The organism is Actinopolymorpha sp. B9G3, from assembly GCF_040120725.1.
GTDB lineage: Bacteria > Actinomycetota > Actinomycetes > Propionibacteriales > Actinopolymorphaceae > Thermasporomyces.
Window position 1 is genome coordinate 148003 of the sequence record NZ_JBEEAB010000014.1, and the last position, 18294, is coordinate 166296.

At 69.1% G+C, this 18294-nt stretch carries 16 protein-coding genes; 5 read left to right on the forward strand and 11 right to left on the reverse strand.

The genetic code is table 11. The features are described 5' to 3' along the window. Window positions 1-33: 33 nt before the first annotated feature. Genes ABNF93_RS23150 through cbbX form a run of 3 tightly spaced genes read left to right on the forward strand, consistent with a single transcriptional unit; the run spans window position 34 to window position 2956 of the window. The gene (locus ABNF93_RS23150) at window positions 34-1479 is read left to right on the forward strand and encodes a form I ribulose bisphosphate carboxylase large subunit (RefSeq protein ID WP_349330245.1); all 1446 of its coding nucleotides are present in this window, start codon (window positions 34-36) and stop codon (window positions 1477-1479) included. Window positions 1480-1493: 14 nt separating this feature from the next. After that, entirely contained in the window at window positions 1494-1961 is a 468-nt protein-coding gene (locus ABNF93_RS23155) for a ribulose bisphosphate carboxylase small subunit (RefSeq protein ID WP_349330246.1), read from the forward strand. After that, window positions 1961-2956 (forward strand): CbbX protein, encoded by a 996-nt coding sequence (cbbX, locus tag ABNF93_RS23160; RefSeq protein WP_349330247.1) that lies wholly within the window; start codon window positions 1961-1963, stop codon window positions 2954-2956. The genes ABNF93_RS23155 and cbbX overlap by 1 nt, the downstream gene beginning before the upstream one ends. Here the strand turns inward: cbbX and ABNF93_RS23165 are convergent. Together ABNF93_RS23165 and ABNF93_RS23170 are read right to left on the reverse strand one after the other, a co-directional pair. Continuing rightward, entirely contained in the window at window positions 2937-4526 is a 1590-nt protein-coding gene (locus ABNF93_RS23165; RefSeq protein ID WP_349330248.1) for an SDR family oxidoreductase, read from the reverse strand. The two genes, cbbX and ABNF93_RS23165, sit on opposite strands and share 20 nt — an antisense overlap. Before the next feature lie 16 nt (window positions 4527-4542). After that, window positions 4543-5490: a phosphoribulokinase gene (locus ABNF93_RS23170; RefSeq protein WP_349330249.1), complete on the reverse strand. Its 948-nt coding sequence runs from the start codon at window positions 5488-5490 to the stop codon at window positions 4543-4545. Window positions 5491-5741: 251 nt separating this feature from the next. On the opposite strand from ABNF93_RS23170, the gene ABNF93_RS23175 reads away from it, so the two are divergent. Both ABNF93_RS23175 and ABNF93_RS23180 read left to right on the forward strand, forming a co-directional pair. After that, window positions 5742-6404: a response regulator gene (locus ABNF93_RS23175; RefSeq protein ID WP_349330250.1), complete on the forward strand. Its 663-nt coding sequence runs from the start codon at window positions 5742-5744 to the stop codon at window positions 6402-6404. Continuing rightward, window positions 6401-7570 (forward strand): GAF domain-containing sensor histidine kinase, encoded by a 1170-nt coding sequence (locus ABNF93_RS23180; RefSeq protein ID WP_349330251.1) that lies wholly within the window; start codon window positions 6401-6403, stop codon window positions 7568-7570. The genes ABNF93_RS23175 and ABNF93_RS23180 overlap by 4 nt, the downstream gene beginning before the upstream one ends. Before the next feature lie 42 nt (window positions 7571-7612). Here ABNF93_RS23180 and ABNF93_RS23185 read toward each other — a convergent pair whose 3' ends face one another. From ABNF93_RS23185 to ABNF93_RS23225, 9 genes are all read right to left on the reverse strand, one after another. Continuing rightward, window positions 7613-8035 carry an HNH endonuclease signature motif containing protein gene (locus tag ABNF93_RS23185; RefSeq protein ID WP_349330252.1) on the reverse strand — a complete coding sequence of 141 codons (423 nt, stop codon included), beginning with the start codon at window positions 8033-8035 and terminating at the stop codon, window positions 7613-7615. Beyond that, the gene (locus ABNF93_RS23190) at window positions 8032-9189 is read right to left on the reverse strand and encodes a DUF222 domain-containing protein (RefSeq protein ID WP_349330253.1); all 1158 of its coding nucleotides are present in this window, start codon (window positions 9187-9189) and stop codon (window positions 8032-8034) included. The genes ABNF93_RS23185 and ABNF93_RS23190 overlap by 4 nt, the downstream gene beginning before the upstream one ends. A 949-nt stretch (window positions 9190-10138) precedes the next feature. Next, on the reverse strand, window positions 10139-11038 hold the full coding sequence (locus ABNF93_RS23195; protein WP_349330254.1) for a Rid family hydrolase: 900 nt from the start codon (window positions 11036-11038) through the stop codon (window positions 10139-10141). After that, entirely contained in the window at window positions 11035-11418 is a 384-nt protein-coding gene (locus ABNF93_RS23200) for a VOC family protein (protein ID WP_349330255.1), read from the reverse strand. Before ABNF93_RS23200 ends, ABNF93_RS23195 begins: the two co-directional genes overlap by 4 nt. 111 nt (window positions 11419-11529) lie before the next feature. Then, window positions 11530-12132: a hemerythrin domain-containing protein gene (locus ABNF93_RS23205; protein WP_349330256.1), complete on the reverse strand. Its 603-nt coding sequence runs from the start codon at window positions 12130-12132 to the stop codon at window positions 11530-11532. A 109-nt stretch (window positions 12133-12241) separates the two neighbouring features. Beyond that, complete coding sequence (locus tag ABNF93_RS23210) at window positions 12242-13204, reverse strand: AraC-like ligand-binding domain-containing protein (protein WP_349330257.1); 963 nt, start codon at window positions 13202-13204, stop codon at window positions 12242-12244. A 183-nt stretch (window positions 13205-13387) separates the two neighbouring features. Further along, complete coding sequence (gene mscL / locus ABNF93_RS23215; protein ID WP_349330258.1) at window positions 13388-13792, reverse strand: large conductance mechanosensitive channel protein MscL; 405 nt, start codon at window positions 13790-13792, stop codon at window positions 13388-13390. A 147-nt stretch (window positions 13793-13939) separates the two neighbouring features. Continuing rightward, window positions 13940-17161 (reverse strand): AfsR/SARP family transcriptional regulator, encoded by a 3222-nt coding sequence (locus ABNF93_RS23220; RefSeq protein WP_349330259.1) that lies wholly within the window; start codon window positions 17159-17161, stop codon window positions 13940-13942. Between the two features lie 76 nt (window positions 17162-17237). After that, window positions 17238-18275, reverse strand: coding sequence for a phosphotransferase enzyme family protein (locus tag ABNF93_RS23225; protein ID WP_349330260.1), 1038 nt, complete (start codon window positions 18273-18275; stop codon window positions 17238-17240). Between the last annotated feature and the right edge of the window lie 19 nt (window positions 18276-18294).

Here is an 18294-nt window from a genome sequence, read left to right on the forward strand (position 1 = left end):
CATGAGCACGCCCCACGTCTTCGAGGAGCACCTATGACGTCGGACGACACCATGCAGCGCTGGGGCGCCGGAGTGATTCCGTACGCCGAAATGGGTTACTGGCAACCCGACTACGTGCCGGAACCGTCCGACATCCTGGCGGCGTTCCGCATCTGTCCCCAGCCTGGCGTCCCGCCCGAGGAGGCCGGCGCGGCGGTCGCCGGCGAGTCGTCGACGGCGACGTGGACGGTGGTCTGGACCGACCGGCTCACGGCGTACGACCGCTACCAGGCCAAGTGTTACAAGGTCGAACCGGTCCCGGGCAAGGAGGGCGAGTACATCGCCTACGTGGCCTATGATCTCGACCTCTTCGAGGAGGGGTCGATCGCGAATCTCACCTCCTCGATCATCGGCAACGTGTTCGGCTTCAAGGCGTTGAAGGCACTGCGGCTGGAGGACATGCGCATTCCGCCGCATTACACAAAGACGTTCCAGGGGCCCGCCCACGGCATCGTCATGGAACGCGAGTACCTCAACAAGTACGGACGCCCGCTCCTCGGCGCCACGGTCAAGCCCAAGCTGGGGCTCTCGGCCCGCAACTACGGCCGAGTGGTCTTCGAAGCGTTGCGCGGTGGGCTGGACTTCACCAAGGACGACGAGAACATCAACTCCCAGCCGTTCATGCGGTGGCGGGACCGTTACCTGTTCTGCATGGAGGCGGTCAACCGCGCGCAGGCCGAGACCGGGGAGATCAAGGGTCATTATCTCAACGTCACGGCCGCGACGATGGAGGACATGTACGAACGCGCCGAGTTCGCCAAGGAACTCGGCAGCGTCATCGTGATGATCGATCTCACCATCGGCTACACCGCGATCCAGTCGATGGCGAAGTGGGCCCGCCGCAACGGCATGATCCTCCACCTGCACCGGGCGGGCCACTCGACCTACACCCGGCAGAAGACGCATGGGGTGAGCTTCCGCGTCATCGCCAAGTGGATGCGCCTGGCCGGTGTCGACCACATCCACGCCGGTACGGTCGTCGGCAAGCTGGAGGGCGACCCCAACTCCGTCGCGGGGTTCTACGACACGTTGCGGCTCAACCACGTCGAGCCCGATCCGGTCAAAGGCCTCTATTTCGAACAGGACTGGGCCTCGATGCCCGGCGTCATGCCGGTCGCGTCGGGCGGGATCCACGCCGGCCAGATGCACCAGCTGCTGCACCACCTCGGCGAAGATGTCGTACTCCAGTTCGGTGGTGGCACCATCGGCCACCCGATGGGAATCGCGGCCGGCGCCGCCGCCAACCGCGTCGCCCTCGAAGCGATGATCAAGGCCCGTAACGAAGGCCGCGACTATCTCGCCGAAGGCGAGGACATCCTGCGCGACGCCGCGAAGCGCAGCCATGAGCTCGACGTCGCGTTGACGACCTGGGGCGACATCAGCTTCACCTACGAGTCGACCGACACGCCCGATGTCGTCGAGACGCCCACGTCGGTGTGAGGGAAGGCCAGTCCATGCGGATCACCCAAGGCACGTTCTCCTATCTGCCCGACCTCACCGACGAGGAGATCTCCAAGCAGATCCAGTACGCACTCGACCACGACTGGGCGCTGTCGGTGGAGTTCACCGACGATCCGCACCCCCGCAACAACTACTGGGACATGTGGGGCCTGCCGATGTTCGACATGAACGACGCGGCCGGCGTGCTGTATGAGGTCAACGCCTGTCGCAAGGCCTACCCTCAGCGCTACATCCGGGTCAACGCCTACGACTCCCGGCCGCACCGGCAGACCACCGCGCTGTCGTTCATCGTCAACCGCCCCAGTCACGAACCAGGCTTCCGGGTCGAGCGTCAAGAGACAGTTGACCGCAGGATCCGTTACACCCTTCATCCGTACGCGGCAGACCGTCCTGCCGGCGACCGCTACGTCTCCACGACAGGCAACGGCCACGACGGCCACCCGCCCGCGGCTCCGGGCTGATGACCGCCGGCGACGCGCAGGAGCGCGCCAGCTTCGGCATGCCGACACATGGCGTGTCGCCGGCGAAGCCTGGCGACACAGGCGATCGTGAGGCGACTCCGCCGCCGCGACTTCCCGCCGACGCCAAGGTGGACCTCGCCGCCGAACGTCAGGCCTCGGGCATCGACGAGATCCTCGACACCCTCGACCAGGAGCTTGTCGGCCTGGCGCCGGTGAAGACCCGAATCCGCGAGATCGCCGCGCTGCTGCTGGTCGACCGGGTCCGCCAGCGTTTCGACCTGAGCGCGTCGCAGCCCAGTCTGCACATGTCGTTCACCGGAAGTCCGGGCACCGGGAAGACCACGGTCGCCCTCCGGATGGCCGAACTCCTGCACCGGCTCGGCAGCATCCAACGCGGCCACCTCGTCGCCGTCACCCGCGACGATCTCGTCGGTCAGTACGTCGGTCACACGGCACCCAAGACCAAGGAGGTCATCAAGCGCGCCATGGGCGGCGTGCTGTTCATCGACGAGGCCTACTACCTGTACCGCGCCGAGAACGAACGCGACTACGGCCAGGAGGCGATCGAGATCCTCCTGCAGGTCATGGAGTCCCATCGCGATGATCTCGTGGTGATCCTCGCCGGCTACAAGGACCGGATGGATTCGTTCTTCGGCTCCAACCCCGGTATGAGCTCGCGGATCGCCCATCACCTCGACTTCGCCGACTACGACCTCGACGAGCTGGTGGCCATCGCGCAGCTCATGTTGAACAAGGAGCACTACCGGCTCTCCGACGCCGCCGAGGCGGTCTTCCGCGACTACCTCCAGCGCCGGATGCGCCAGCCCCGTTTCGCGAACGCCCGCAGCGTCCGCAACGCACTCGAACGCGCCCGGCTCCGGCAGGCCAACCGCCTCGTCGCCGCGACCGGACGTACGTACCACAAGGACGATCTGATGCGGTTCGAACCCGACGACTTCCTCGCCAGCCGCGTCTTCACCGACCAGCCGGGATAGCCGTGCACGCCGACTCGGCCGTACGCACGACATCGCGCAACATGATCTCGTAGACGAGTCCGTGGAACGGTTTGAGGAGCCACCAGTACGCGTGCCCGGCCAAGCCGCGCGGGACGAAGACCGACCGCTCCACCAGGCGCCGTGATGTTCCGTCGTCGTCGATCTGCAGTTCCAGCCAGGCGTTGCCGGGCAGGCGCATCTCGGCATGCAACCGCAACAGCCGATCCGGCTCGCGAACCTCGACCCGCCACCAGTCCACCCGATCACCCACCCGCAGCCGATCCGGGTCCCGCCGGCCGCGACGCGCGCCGGTTCCGCCGGCCAGCCGGTCCACGAGGCCACGCAGTTGCCACGCGACCGTCGTGTGGTGCCAACCACGGTCGCCGCCCATTCCCTCGATGGTCGACCACAGCACATCCCGGGACGCCTTGACCGGCCGGCTGTGCTGCTCGACGTAGAGACTGCCACCGGACCACGCCGGGTCGGTCGGGAGTGGATCGCTCGGTGTGGCGACGGCCGCGTCCGCGGCTGACGACCATCCGAGTGCCACCGCGAGCCCGCGAGTCCGTTCCAGGGCAAGGGATGCGGCCGCGTCGAAGCCGAGGCGGCCGCCCGGTGGTTCGCCGAGGTGACCGGCGATGTCGTCGTCGTGACAGACCACCTCATACCGCAGTGACGCGACCAGCGGTTTCGCGATCCCCTTCGGTACGGGCGTCACCAAACCGACCCAGTAGCTCGACAACTTCGGCGACAGCACCGGCAGCGGCACGATCCACCGACGCCGGAGGCCCTCGATCGCCGCGAATCTCCGCATCATCTCTTCGTACGTGAGGATTTCCGGACCGCCGATGTCGAACGTTCGGTTGGTCTCGGGCGGCAGCCGGGAACACTCCGCGAGGTACCACAACACGTCTCGGATCGCGATCGGCTGGATCCGGCTGCGTACCCACCGAGGCGTGGTCATGACGGGCAGGCGTTCGGTGAGGTACCGCAGCATCTCGAACGACGTCGAACCCGAACCGATGATCACCGCCGCCCGAAGGGCGACCGTCGGCACGCCGGACCCGAGGAAGATCTGCCCGACCTCCTCCCGCGAACGCAGATGCGGGGACAGCTTCGCCGCTTCCGTGGGAATGATCCCGCCCAGGTACACGATCCGCCCGACGTGCGCCCGCTCGGCCGCACGTGCGAAGCGGGTCGCCGTTCTGCGGTCCCGTCGTACGAACCGGCGTCCCTTCCCCATCGCATGAATGAGGTAGTACGCGGTGTCGACACCGGTGAGGGCCCGGGCCAGAGTGTCGGGGTCGTTGGCGTCACCCTCGATGACCTCGACGTCGCCGAACCACGGGCGTTCGCGGATCCGGTCGGTCGACCTGGTGAGGACGCGCACCTGCGTGCCTCGGTCCACCAGCTCCGTCACCAGCCGCCCGCCCACGTAGCCGGTCACTCCGGTGACGAGGGTCGTCGCACGGGTGGGAGACGTGGACTGGGCGGACGTGGACTGGGCGGACGTGGACTGGGCGGACGTGGACTGGGCAGACGTGGACTGGGCCGAGGTGGCGGGGGCCATGACTCGTCCCGCGTCTCTACCGGACCGCCGTCAGGAGGTGGTAGAGCAACACCAGCTGGGTGATGGCGAGGGCCTCACTGCGGTCACCGTTACCGAGGTCGCCCAACATCTCCACCGGCTCGCCGCCTTCCAGACCGAGCCGCGACCAGATCGCCTTCTGGACAACCCGGCTCTCCTCACGCGGCACATAGCCGTGCACGTGCAGCGCGTCGACCGGCAGCCCGTCCTCATCCCTTGCCAGGCTGAGATGAAGCGCACGCTGGTCGCTCTCGGCAAGGATCCGGCGCAGATCCGGATGCCGAATCGTCGGGCGCAACATCAGCTCGGCCGACAACGGCGTTCCCGGTGGGTCGTACCTGCCCGCCACGGGCGCGAACCGGGCGACGAGATCAGCGACGGCGCGCTGTGGACGGATGAAGGCAGCGGACTCCGGCTCGCGGCGTTCCAACTCCGCGTGCACCTGTTCGACTCCGTAGCCGCGTTTCTGCGTGTCCCGCTTGATCTTCCACTGCCGACGGATGTCCTCCGGCGGGTCGAGATAGACGGTGATGTCGAAACACGCCCTGGTCAGCCTCGAGTGCAACGGCAGCAGGCCTTCGACGATGACGAACTCCCGCGGCTCGACGAGCTCGGGCCTGGCCAGCTGGCCGGTGTCATGGTCGTACACCGGTTTGAGGATCGGCTGCCCGGTCGCGAGGAGCTGCAGGTGCTGCTCCATGATCTCGACATAGTTGCATTCGGGATGCAACGCCGTGAAAGGGAGGTTCTTGCGTTCCTGCCGGTCGTACCGGTGATAGTCGTCGACACAGATCCGGGTGACGCGTTCGGGACCCAGTGGGTTCGCGAGTCCCTTGCTGAGCGTGGTCTTTCCCGCCGCACTGTCGCCGGCGATGGCCAGCATCGTGGGTCGTCCCGGGCCCGCCTGGTGACGCCCACGCTGCATCCGAATCAGCTTGTGCGGCATGTCGTCTCCTCCCCCGTGAGCCATGACAGACGACGGCCGACACCACCGAATGTACGTTCCTACGCGCGGGCGTTGGGAACATTTCGTCCCTCGGCCACAGGCCTGCGCCGCCACGGCTTGCACTCGACCATAGGCCAGGCCGGATGGGACCGGATCCCCCGCGCGAGGGTGCCCACGGGGTAGGGGTCCTCGGTAGTCCCGTGTCACTCGTTTTCCATTCGGGCTCGCAGCCACGCTCATACGCTCATCTCATGGGCAACCAGCCGCTTCGGCTTGTCATGGTTGACGACCATGAAATGGTCCTCGAAGGGCTGAAAGCCCTTCTCGCCCGGTTTCGTGGGCGGGTACGCATCGTCGCGCAGTCGGTGAATGCCGACGACGCGGAGCCGTTGATCGCCGCGCTGGATCCTGACGTCGTGGTGTCAGACGTACGCCTGCGCGGGTCGGCCAGCGGACTCGATCTGTGTCGACGCCTGGTCGAATCCGACCCGGGACGGCGCGTGGTCCTGCTCAGTGCGTACGACGACGAGCAGTATCTTTTCCAGGCACTCCGGGCAGGTGCGGCGGGTTATCTGTTGAAATCCATCGACCGGGAGGAACTCGTCAGGCAGCTCGAACGTGCCGCAGAAGGCGAAACCGTCGTTGATCCCAGCATGGCCGGCAGAGCGGTCGCCGCGGCCGCCCGGTTACAGGCCGGCGAATTCTGGCCGGGCGCCCATCTGAGCCTCACCCAACGCGAAAGCGAAGTTCTCGCCCTGGTTGTCGCGGGACTCTCCAACCGGGCCATCGCAGGCAAGCTTGTCGTCGGTGAGGAAACCGTCAAGAGTCACGTCCGCGGGATCTTCCGCAAGCTCGACGTGAACGACCGTGCAGGTGCCGTCGCGGTCGCGCTCCGCGAGGGGATCTTTCAGTGACTGCGCCGCTCGTCGACATCATCGAGGTGGCCTCGTCGGGGCTTTCGCTGGAGGACCTGGCCCCGCGGATGGCGCCACTGATCGCTGCCGCGACCGGGACCGACGCATGTCTCCTCTTCGCATTTGACGACCTGGATCTCGAAGCCTCACAGCCTGTAGGCGCCGGACGCCACGCCGGGGGGCTCGACGCCGCCTGGCAGTGGTTGACGCTTCGCGGAGCGACTCCACCGTACGACCGAGGGGTCGGACGGGTCAGGATCCGGCTCGGCGAAGCGCTGCCGGACGCCGGTCGGGAGGGCCTGGATCCTGATGGTGAGGCGTACATGTCGATGGTCTCGGTGCCGATGACGAGTTCGCCGGGCGGCGTTGTCGGCGCGCTGAGTGTCTATACGCGGCCCCGGCGCAACTTCACCGATGGGGACATCCGGCTGCTCACGTCGATCGGCAGCCTGATCGCCAGTGGAACTCATGCCGGCCACCTGCGGCGCCGACTCGCTGCTCGCGAACGCGCCCACGAACGCTTCACCGAGCAGGCGATCGCTGCGCAGGAAGCGGAACGGCGCCGACTCGCCGCCGACATCCACGATGGCATCACCCAGCGCCTCTGCAGCCTCCGATTCCACCTCGACGCCGCTGCTGACGCGCTGACCGCGGAGCCGGCATTCGCGTCCGAGCAGTTGGTTGTCGCGCGTACGCTCGCGCGCCTCACGCTGGACGAGGCGCGGGCGGCCATCAACGGCCTGCGACCACCCGTTCTGGACGACCTCGGCCTCGCCGACAGCCTTGCCAGCCTGGCCCGGTCGATAGCGGGGATCGAGGTCGTCGTCGACGTCGACGAATGCGCGCTCCCCGAGCATGTCGAGATCGCGCTCTACCGCATCGCGCAGGAAGCGCTGCAGAACGCGGTCAAGCATGCAGACGCTTCGACCGTCCGGCTCCAGCTACGGCGTACCGGCGAAGACGTGGCACTGGTGGTCGCCGACGATGGCCGGGGCTGGGATGAAGCTGGACAGCTATCGTCTGGCAACGGGCGGGAACCGCGAGCCGACGGTGGATATGGCCTGCGGAGCATGGCCGAACGTGCCGAGCTGATCGGTGGTCGGCTTTTTGTGGTTTCGCGAGTCGGCGAGGGTACGACGGTGACCGCGCGCGTCTCCCTCACGTGACCGGAGCCAGGGCGTCTCCACACCGCACCCACGAGCCTCGCCTCAGAAGGGCGTGCTGTCGGCGGGTTCGGTTGGGTCGGCGCTGGGTGGTGATGAGGGTTGGACGGTGTAGGTGTGGCCGAGGGGGCTTTGGGTGGTGAGGCGGCCGGGTTGGTTCTGGGTCCACCACCAGCCGGCTTCGTGTTTCGCGCGGTGGTGCCGTCGGCACAGGGGTGCGAGGTTGCAGGCGCAGGAAGGTCCGCCGAGGCGGTGTTCGATGGTGTGGTCGAGGTCGCAGGCGATCGCGGGTCTGGAGCAGCCGGGCTGGCTACAGGTGCGGTGCATCGCTTGGATGAGGCGGCGTTGGGTGGCAGTAGGTTTGTACCGTCGGCTGCTGGCCTGGTGGTAGACGACTTTGCCGTCGACGGTGACGGTGCGGCAGTACTCGAACCCGCCTGCTGCGGCTTTCTTGATGTCGTTGATCACCTGGGGGTGACCGCGCCGAACCCGGCGAGTTCTCCCGCACGTGATTCCAGTCCGAGCCAGGTCTGCAGGTCGGCGACGAGTTCGATCCTGCCGACCAGCTGCTCATCACCGGCCTCGACACGATCCCCGCCGTCACCCGGATCATCCAGGTCCACCTCGGTATCGCGACCCAACCCGCCCCAGCCACCTGCACCGCCAGCGTCGCCGCCCGGGGCAGGGTCGTCACACAAAGGTGGATTGCCGGTCGGGTCTGCCGCCTCGTCGCCGCCGCTGGTGGACGGCGCGGCGTTTCCGGTGGCGGGTGGGCCCTCGCCCTGGGCGGGGATGTCGGAGCCGGTAGGGGTGGCTGTGTCATCGTCACGTTCTGCTGTGGCCGGGTGGCGGCCGCGGAGTAGGTCGAGGTAGACGTCGGCTTCGATCTGCGCCAACGTCCGCACATCACCACCGGCCCTGATCCGCTTGGCTGCGGCCTTGATGAACACCCTCGCCGCGGCGGTCCCCGCCAACGGCAGGTCCCGACCCTCGATCGTCCCCGTCCCGTCCACACCGGCGCCGAACCGGACCCGCCGACCCTGCTGCGCTTCTTTGCGCCGCGCCTCGACACCATCGGGGTCGAGTTCACACACCTTGCGCCGCAGCCGCCGCACCAGCTGCGCCCGCGTCAACCCTGACGCGCCAGCGTCAGCGGCGAGGATGAACGCCTCCGCCACCCCCGCCAACTCCGGGGCGAGCCAACTCGTCTCATCCGCGATCGACCGCGCCTTCCCCACGCTGATCCGGCCAGCCGTCAGCGCCGCACGCGTCAACGGCAACCGCTCAGTCAGCTCGAACGCGAACGACAACTCCCGATCGGCCGACCCCGGTGACATGCACAACGCCGCACCCACCTCAGCCGAGGCGAACTCACCGAAACACCGATCCAGCTCGGGCGGCGAATCCGGCTCACACGCAGGCGAACGCGCCACATGCGCCATCACCTCGTACAACCGCGCCGACGCCCACGACACCTGCCGCTCCCACGCCGCCATCACCAACACCCGCACATGACCATTCACCGCCGCAGTGTCAATCCCGGCCAACACCGCACCAAGCTCAGGACCCGGCGCCGCCGAAGCCAACACCGAGAAATCCGGATCCCCACGACGATCGAACATACCAGCGATTCTACCATTGATAGGTCACCACTGCTCCTCCAGAACAGGCTTGTTTTCAACGGATTCAGCCCACCACCTGCCAACGACTACGAGCACGCGAGACCCGCCAACACCAGCGTCAAGACCGCCTCCCAGGAAGGTCCCTGCGCATCGCCCCCCAGTCGCGGGCCCAGTAGGAGCAACGGCAACAGAGCAACGGCGCTGCAACGGTGCCTGCGAGGGTCCAATGCCCATGCGGGTGGGCCTTTTCTACGGCGGCCAGGCGGCGGTCCTGGTAGGGATCGCCTTCGAGGTCTGGCCGGCGACACTGCCGGAGTGGATCGCCGGACCGGCCGCGCGCAACAGCGAAGCCCTGCTGCTGGCGATGCTGCTCGCCGCCTGGATCGAGTTCGCCCGACCACACCTCGTCAGCCGGCCCGCCCGCCGGCGCTGGGTGGTCACGACGGCGACTGCGGCCGCGTGCCTGCTCGCCGCGACAGTTCTCCTCGTGGGCGACCTGCCGAGCCGCTTCCGTACCCTCAACGAGCCGTTCCTCGTCGCCGCCGTCCTCATCCCGGCGCTCCAGGCGCGGCGGCCACCTCCGGTGCGGGTCGCCGTCGGCATCACCCTCGCCACGCTCGTGATCGTGGCGGCCACCAGCCAGACCGCGCCCGTCATCCACCTGGCGGAGGCACTTGGTGTCCTGGTCCTCGCACCCATCGGCCTGTGGGTGGTCGACCGGTCGATCGTCGATCCGGGAGCGCGGCCGTCGCCTGCCGCACTCCGCGTTGGTTGGTACGCGGGCCTGGTGCTGACGCCGATCCTGTTGTCGCTTCTCGCGTCCCGCCCAGTCGACGGGTTGGTGGGTGAGATCGCGGGCTATGGCGTACGCACGATCGAGGCGTTCGGGTGCATGCTGCTCGTCCAGCTGTACTTCACCGTCGGGCGCCGCGAGCGGGCCACCCGCGGCTCATTCCCCGGCCCCGACGATCGCGGTGGCGGCGATCTCGACCCTCATCTTCGGATAACCGAGGCGGCTGACCACGACGGCGGTCCAGATCGGCGCGTGGGTGGGGATACGGGCGCGGAGCTCGCCGCTCATGCTCCCGAACTCGTCGTCGTCGAGCTGGGTGTGGTACGACTGCAGGCTGATCACGTCGGTCCATGACGCCCCCGCGGTACGCAGCGTGCGTTCCACATTGTCGAACGCCTGCACGATCTCGTCGTGCCGGCCCTCCGGGAACTCCCCGTCGTCGGACCACCCACCCTGCCCCGCGGTCTCGACGCGGTTGCCGACCCGTACCGCCTGCGAAGAGTAGCGGCGGGCAAGCTGGGCCTCGCCGTAGCCGGGTGTCACGAAGAACTCCGGTCGTGTCATCTCACTCCAGCCCTGTGGTGCGACGGCCGCCACGCGGACCTCGACATGCATGCGCGGTCCGAGCTTGGGCAGGCCGACCCTCGTCCAGATCGGTGCATGCGACGGCATGCGGGTGCGGAGTTCGGCGCTCATCACCGCGTCGACCTCGGCCTCCCAGTCGCGGTCGATGACGTGGTACGAATGCACCGCGGTCACGTGGTCCCACGACGCGCCGGCGCCTGCCAGAACGCTCGCTACGTTGTCGAGTGCCTGGACGACCTCACCGTGCACCGTCGGCGGGTAGTCGCGGGTCCTCGTCCAGCCGCCCTGGCCGGAGGTCTCGATCGTGGTGCCGAGCCGTACGGCCTGGGCATAGGCCGACGACCCCAGCTCCGGGTCGGCCGGATCCGGGAACTCCGGTCTACGCAAGTCCCAGGCGCCAGGCGCGTCCGACCCATGCACATGGGGCCCACTCTCCGGCTCGACGGCGTCCGGACCAGCTGGCGCCGTCAACCGGCGCTGCCGTACGGACGGGTGATGATCTCGAGGAAGTGACCGTTCGGGTCCTCCCAGTAGACGCCCCGGCCGCCGTCGTTGGTGTTGAACTCCCCCGGCCGGCTTCGTCCCGGGTCAGCCCAGTAGTCCAGCCCGCGCTCGCGGATCCGGCCGAAGATCTCGTCCCACTCCGACTCCTCGACGAGGAAGGCGTAGTGCTGCGGGTGCACAGGCCCGTGGTCGTCGGCGAAGTCGAGCGACACGTCGTTGGAGACCTGGACGACCATGAACGGCCCGTACGACGTGGGTGCGTCCAGGCCGAGAATGTCGGCAAGGAAGGCGGCAGACTCGCGCTTGTCCTTGGCGTGGACGATGGTGTGGTTGAACTGGACCGGCATCGTGGCTCCTCCCCATGCCCAGACATCTTCGGGGATGTCCAGAGCGTCTCACGACATTGACGACCTCGACCGCGACGAAGCCCGCGACCTCGCCAAACGGCCGGACACCCCCTAATCCTGCCCTGCGTGGTCGGTTTCGAGAACCGATGACCTGGAAATCCCGAAGTGCTCCGACGGCGGAGCCGGGAAGGCGTCCTCGGGAAAGACACGTGACATCCGGTTGAGCGCCGGCGCGAGACTCGTCTCCTCGTAGTCGAGATGCTCGGTCAGGCGGTCTGCCAGCCGCACCAACGCCCCGGCGGCCGCGGCCTTTGCCGCCTCGTCGCCGGGGAGGCGGGCGAGGACACGTTCGGCTTCTTCGAGGTCGTCGGTCAGCGCGCGGTGGTCGGCGTCGAGGCGGTCGATCACCTGCTTGAACTCCGTGTCTCCCGCATCCTGCTGCTGCTGGAGCAATGCGGGGAAGAGCATCGAGGTCTCCACGTCGTGGTGAGCGTGGACGAACCTGCAGAAGCTGGCACAGTAGCGGCGCAGCGTCCAGCCGGGCCGGCGGAAGGACAGGTGGGTGAGCACCGCCGCCGCGTCGGCCAGGTCCTGGCCGTCCTCGGTGATCACCGCGACCGCGCGGCGGAGCAGGGCAAGGTCATCGCGCATTCCCGCATGCATCTTCACCAGCCGGGTCAGCGCCCAACCCGCCTCACCCGTGTCCTGCGCCATTTCGCGTACCTCCCGCCTCCTGGACGACATCCGACGTCCAGCGTGCGGCCTGGAACGGCCAGCGGACTGTCAGTGCAGCGCACATCTCTCGACGGATCGCGCACAAGGCTCAGCTGGCCAGCGCCTCGCACTGCTTGCGGTACTCACTGGGCGGCACACCGTACGCGGAGCGGAACGCCCGGCTGAAGTGCACCGCGCTACCGAAACCCCAGCGGCCAGCGATCGCACTCAACGGTCTCGTCCGCAGTGCGGGGTCGGCGAGGTCCCGCCGGCAGCGTTCGAGCCGGCGTTGTCGGATCCACCCCGCCACAGTGACGTCCTGCGCCTCGAACAGCTTGTGCAGGTAGCGCAGCGAGATGTAGTGCGCGCCCGCGATGGCGCTCGGAGAGAGTTCCGGATCAGCCAGCCGCTGCTCGATGAACGCATGGACACGGTGGAGCAGCGCCTGCTGCCGGGTGCCGAGTTCGACCGTGGCGGTCCGCCGCAGCCGGGTCGTCAGCGCCACGGTGAGCAGGTCGACCACCGCGGTGCCCAGGCGTACACCTTCGGAGGCGGCGCAGTCGTCGAGGTAGCGGGGGAGCTGGAGTGCGAGGGACGAGACGAGGGCGCCGATCCCGTGGTCACCGGGTATGCGCGTACCGGTCAGCTGGGTCACGTCGTCGCTCCGCAGTGGCAGCATCATGCGCGGGATCGTCAGTGCGACGTGGCGGGTGGCCGAATGGATGATCCGGGCCGGCCGCGACGGGTCGAACAGCATGAAGTCGCCCGGGCCGAGGACGCACTCCCGGCCGTCCTGTTGGATGATCAACCGCCCGACCCGCAGGACATCGATCCGGTAGACGTCTGGGTCTGACAGGCGGATCCGCGCCGGGGAACGCAGGCAGACCCCGGGGGGCATCGTGGCGTCCGCGACATCGATCGCCCCGACGCTGCCGACGACCATCGAGCAGCTGTAGTCCGACCCGTCGACGAAGCTTCCCTCGAACGGCACCGCTGTGTTGTCGACCACGTCCTGCCAGTAGTCAGGTCGCGAAGCGACCGGCACATCGTCGGTGCGCAGCACCATGCTCATGCCCACCTCCACCGTGCGTCGCGGCCTGTGAGTCTGCCATGAACGGACGTCCGACGACGCTGTTGTCCCGCTCGGCAGTCTGCCTGGGGTGCCAGCGCGCCGCCACCCCTCTCTTGGGGCGTACGGACGAGGTGCGGGCGTGGGTTCAATCCGCCGGAGCGGGTCGCTCAGACGCCGGTGCCACTACCTACCGCTACCACTGCCACTACCACTGCCACTGCCGGACTGGTCACGGGAGGCGAGGATGTCGCGGATCTCCTGCAACAGCTTGATGTCATCGGCCGGAGGGGCCGGCTCCTCCCCGCGCGCCTGGCGCTCCTTGAGCTTGTTGTAGGGCACGACGATCAGGAAGTAGACGACCGCCGAGAGGATGAGGAAGGAGACGATCGCGGTGATCAGCGCGCCGAGGGGGATCCCGCCGGGGCGCCAGGCGTTGAAGTCCGGCTGCCCCCCGATCATGCCGATGAGGCTCATGATGACGTCGACCGCCTTGGTGACGACGACACCGAACGCCACGGCCATGACGAACGCCACGGCCAGCTCGACCAGGTTGCCCCTCATGATGAACTCTTTGAATCCTCTGAGCATGACCGTCTCCTGGCTTCCTCGTTCTCGAGCGCGCATGCCTGCCGATGATCTGAAGCCTTTCCGGATCATCGCTTTCCGCAAACGTCGTGGCCGCAGGTGGACTCCTCGGCGGTAGAGGGCCGGACCTGCGGCGTCCTTGGCTCCCGGTCAGCCTTCGGTGAGGGTCTCGAGCAGCGCGCGGGTCTGGCTCTCGCCAGGACGGTGCCCTGTCTCCTGGTGGATCGCCAGCGCCTGTCGCGCGGTGGCCGCGACGCACTCGACATCGCCGCCTCCCGCGAGCTGAACCCGGGCGAGCAACGTCAGTGCCTTGCCCTCGTAGCCGCGGGCGTCGATCTCCCGTGCGGTGTCCACCGCCGCCCGGGCGGCGGTGAGCGCCTCGTCGGGGTTGCCGAGCCGAAGGTACGCATGGCCGAGCGCGAGGTGCGCGTCGATGAGCTCGAGCCGGTTTCCGCCCTCGGTGAAGATGTGTTCCGCCTTCTGCGCGTACGCCACCGCGCCGGCATGATCCCCGCGCCGCAGCGCGGCGTCGGCCTGCAACACCAGGGCACAGCCGTCCACCCGGCTGCTCTGCATGCGTTCGGCCAAGCGTGACACCGTGTCCGCGTGCCGTTCCGCCTCCTCGACGTGGGCCGGGTCCCCACGGAGGTCGGCGAGGTCCCCGTGCAGGTTGGCGAGGTTGGCGGTCGTCACCAGGAGCGCGGAGTCGTAGCGGGCTGCGCGTTGGATGCGGAGGGCTCGGTCGAGGCAGTGCCGCGCCTGGTCCAGTCTCCCCTGCCAGCGGTAGACCTCCGCGAGATTCGACAGGGCGGCACTGTGCAGCTGCGGCGACTCGGTCTCCGAGGCGAGTTCCACGGTCAGCTCGAACCGGTCGGCGGCGAGGGCGAGCTGGCCGAGGTAGAGGCGGGCGGAGCCGATGTTCAGCTGGTGCCGCGCTTCGTACTCCCGGTTACCCACCTGGCGGTCGATCACCACGGCGCGCTCCTGCAGCTCGGCGCCCGCGCGGTAGCGGCCCTGCTCGAACTCGACGACGGCCAACTCGTTGTAGGCGACCGCCTCTCCTTCCGGCCACTCCACCTCGTGGCACAGGGCGGCCGCACGGGTGCCGTGCGTCTTCGCCGCGGCGTAGTCACTCACACAGCGGTACGCCTGAGCCAGACTGAGCTCGGCAGCGGCCTCCCCGCCTCGGCTGCCGTCGCGGGTGGCCGCCGCCAGGGCGAGCTGACCGGCCGTGATCCAGTCGCCGGGGTGCCGGCGGAAGAAGTAGAAGCTGCGGAGGACGTCGACGAGGAGCCAGGACGGTACGCGGTCCGCGACTCCAGGCTCGGCGGCGGCCTGGACGACGGCCGCCAGGCAGACCCGCTCGGCCTCGAGCCACCCGGCCGCGGCGTCCCGATCGTCGAACTCCGCCGCGGGAACGTCGGGCAGCTCCGGCGGAGGTGGTGAGACGGTGGCCGGCAGCCGTACGACATGCGGGAAGGCCGCGGCCACGGCAGCTGCGGCGGTGTGGAGGTACCAGCCGAAGAGCCGCGTCGTTGCCGCCACCCGTTCGTCCGGGCCGAGCAGCTGCGTGGCGTACAACCGGAGCAGGTCGTGGAACGCGTACCTCCCCGGCGGGCGCACCTCGAGCAGGTGGCCCGCGACCAGCCGCCCGAGGAGCCGCCTCGCCTCGCGGACCGGAACGGCGGCGAGCGCGACGACCGCCTCGGCGCTGAAGTCGGGACCGGGCGCCAGGCTGGCGAGGCGGAACGCCCGCCGTTCCGGTGTCCCCAGCCGCTCGTAGGAGAGGTCGAACGCGGCCCTGAGCGAGCTGTCCTGCCCTCCCTCGATCCCGATCCTGGCGAGCCGGTCGCCGTGCGAGAGCTCGGCCACCACCGCCGCGATCGGTCGATGGGGCTCCGCGGCCAGGTCGGCCGCGGCGAGGCGGAGGGCGAGGGGAAGTTGGGCACACAGGTCGATCAGATCCACGGCGGCGGCGCGCTCCCCCGCCACCCGACGCTCTCCGAGGATCCGGGTGAGCAGGGCAAGGCACTCGGCGACGTCGAGCCGGTCGAGATCGAGGCGTCCGGCGCCGTGGTGGGCCGTGAGCCCGCTCAGCTGGTCGCGGCTCGTCACCAGAAGCAGGCAGGACGCACTGCCTGGCAGCAGCGGGCGTACCTGTTCGGCGCTCTTGGCATTGTCGAGGACGACCAGCATCCGCTTGTCGGCCAACAGCGACCGGTAGAGGGCCGCGGCCTCGTCGATGTCCACCGGCACCTGGTCCGGCGGCATGCCCATGGCCCGGAGGAAGCCCGCGAGCACGTCACCCGGCTCTCGCGGCGGCGACTGCGCGTAGCCGCGCAGGTCGGCGAAGAGCTGACCGTCGGGGAACTCCCCGGCCACGCGGTGCGCCCAGTGCACCGCGAGCGAGGTCTTGCCGATACCACCCATGCCCGCGATGGCCGTGATCACCACGGCGTGGGACGGCGGGCGGCGGTCGGCGAGAAGGTCGTCGAGCTGGCCGAGCTGGGCGTCGCGGCCGGTGAAGTCGGTGAGACCGTTCGGAAGCTGGCGTGGCACCGGCTCCTGTGGCGACGCGGCCGCCGCCGGCGCTCTGGAACCCCCTGGTGGCCGGTGCGGCGGCAGCTCGAGATCCGGGTCGGCGCGCTGGATCTGCTCGTGCAGCTTCCGCGCCGGCCGGCTCGGCTCGACGCCGAGTTCGTCCCGCAGGAGGCGGCACAGCCGCTGGTACGCGGCGAGGGCATCCGCCTGCCGGCCGCACCGGTAGAGGGCGAGCATGAGCTGGGACCACACCCGTTCGCGGTACGGATCGGCTTCCGTCAGGGCCTCCAACTCCCCCACGAGGTCCGCGTGGTTGCCGAGGAGCAGGTCGGCGTCGATCCGCGTCTCCACGGCGGACGTGCGCCGCTGGTCGAGCCGATCCGCCGCGGTCCGGATGATCGGCGTCGACGAGACGTCGGCGAAGGCCGGCCCCCGCCACAGCTCCAGCGCCTCCGCCAGGAGCCGCCGCGCGGCGTCGGCGTCCCCGTCGCGAAGTGCCGCGCGCCCTTCGGCGTCCAGGCGGTCGAACCGGCCGGCGTCGATGTCCTCGTGCGGGAGGCGGAGCTCGTAGCCGGGCGCCTTGGTCCGCAGCACGGTCGCGTCGCCGTCACCGAGTGCGCGCCGGAGCCTCATCACGTAGCCGTGGATCTGGTTGACCGCACCGCGTGGCTGGTCTTCCGGCCACAGCTCCTCGGCGAGCTGATCGACGGGAACGACCTGGCCGTCCGCGACGACGAGGCGGGCGAGCAGCGAGCGCCACTTCGCCGCGGTGACGGGCCGCCAGCCCTCAGCGGTGCCGACCTCGAGCGGGCCGAGGACCCGGATGCGCACTGCGCAGCCTCCCTCCGGCCTATCTTCGTACCGACCTCTCATTGTGGAGATGTACGCAACTACCGGGGCAGCTGGCTCAACCCAGACCCGGCGAACGGGACAGGACGCGGGCGTACTCCGAGACGTCGGCGACCTGGGCAGGCAGGCGCTCGAGGCGGTCGAGGACCTCCCGGTCGGCGCGGTCTGCCGACTCCACGCCGGTGGGACTGAGCGCGACCTCGACCCACTGCCGGAGCTTGGAGAGCCGCATGCCGAGGAGTCGAACCAGCAGGTCCGGACGGCGCGGCACGGGGTGGCCGCCGGCTTCCTCGTACGCCGTCAACGTCTGCCGGACGAGCGCGACGTCCGGGCGGTCGCGGCCCCGCATCGCGAAGACGGTCGCGACGTGCGCGGCCTCCAACGGTGCGCTGTCGGGGCCCGCGACGTCCCAGTCGATGAGCACCGGCCGCCAAGCCGCCCCGCCGCCCTCACCGGTCGGCGTCATCAGGACGTTCCACGGCTCGAAGTCGCGATGGGTCAGGACGTACGGGCCGGTCGCGGTGAACACGTCGAGGATCCGGGCACCCAGCTCGTGGATCAGGCCGAGCCGGTCGGCGAGAGTGGCTGCCCAGGGGCGGTTCTGCGCGCGCCCTTCGCCCAGCCACTCGTTCCACCGCTCGGGCGGCAGCGGCGTGAACTGGCCGTACCACCAGGACAGTTCAGGTGTTTCCGCCAGCTGCTGCAGCTGATGGATCCGGGCCAGCGTGGTGCCCAGCCAGCCGGCGATCTCGTCGCCGGGCTCGAGCGGGCGGTGTTCGAGGTACGGATAGGCACGGAACACCCCGTGCCCGTCGATCGCCGTGGCCGCGCCGAACTGGGGCGCGGGTGGCTGGATCGGTTCCACGGTGTCGACGCCGGCGTCCAGTGCCTGGCGTTCGATGTCCATCGCACGTTCGAGGTCGGCGCGCCACGGCACCTCCGGGCCCTCCCAGAACCGCTTGACCAGCGCGGAGCCCGACGTCGTGTCCAGCCGCCAGGTCTCCTGGCTCACGTGCCGGACGGGAACCATCGGACCAGTGGCCGGCCCCAGCCCGAAGTGCTCGGCGACGAGCTCGGCCGCAGGCGGTCCGGACATCGATGACCACTCCCTGGCT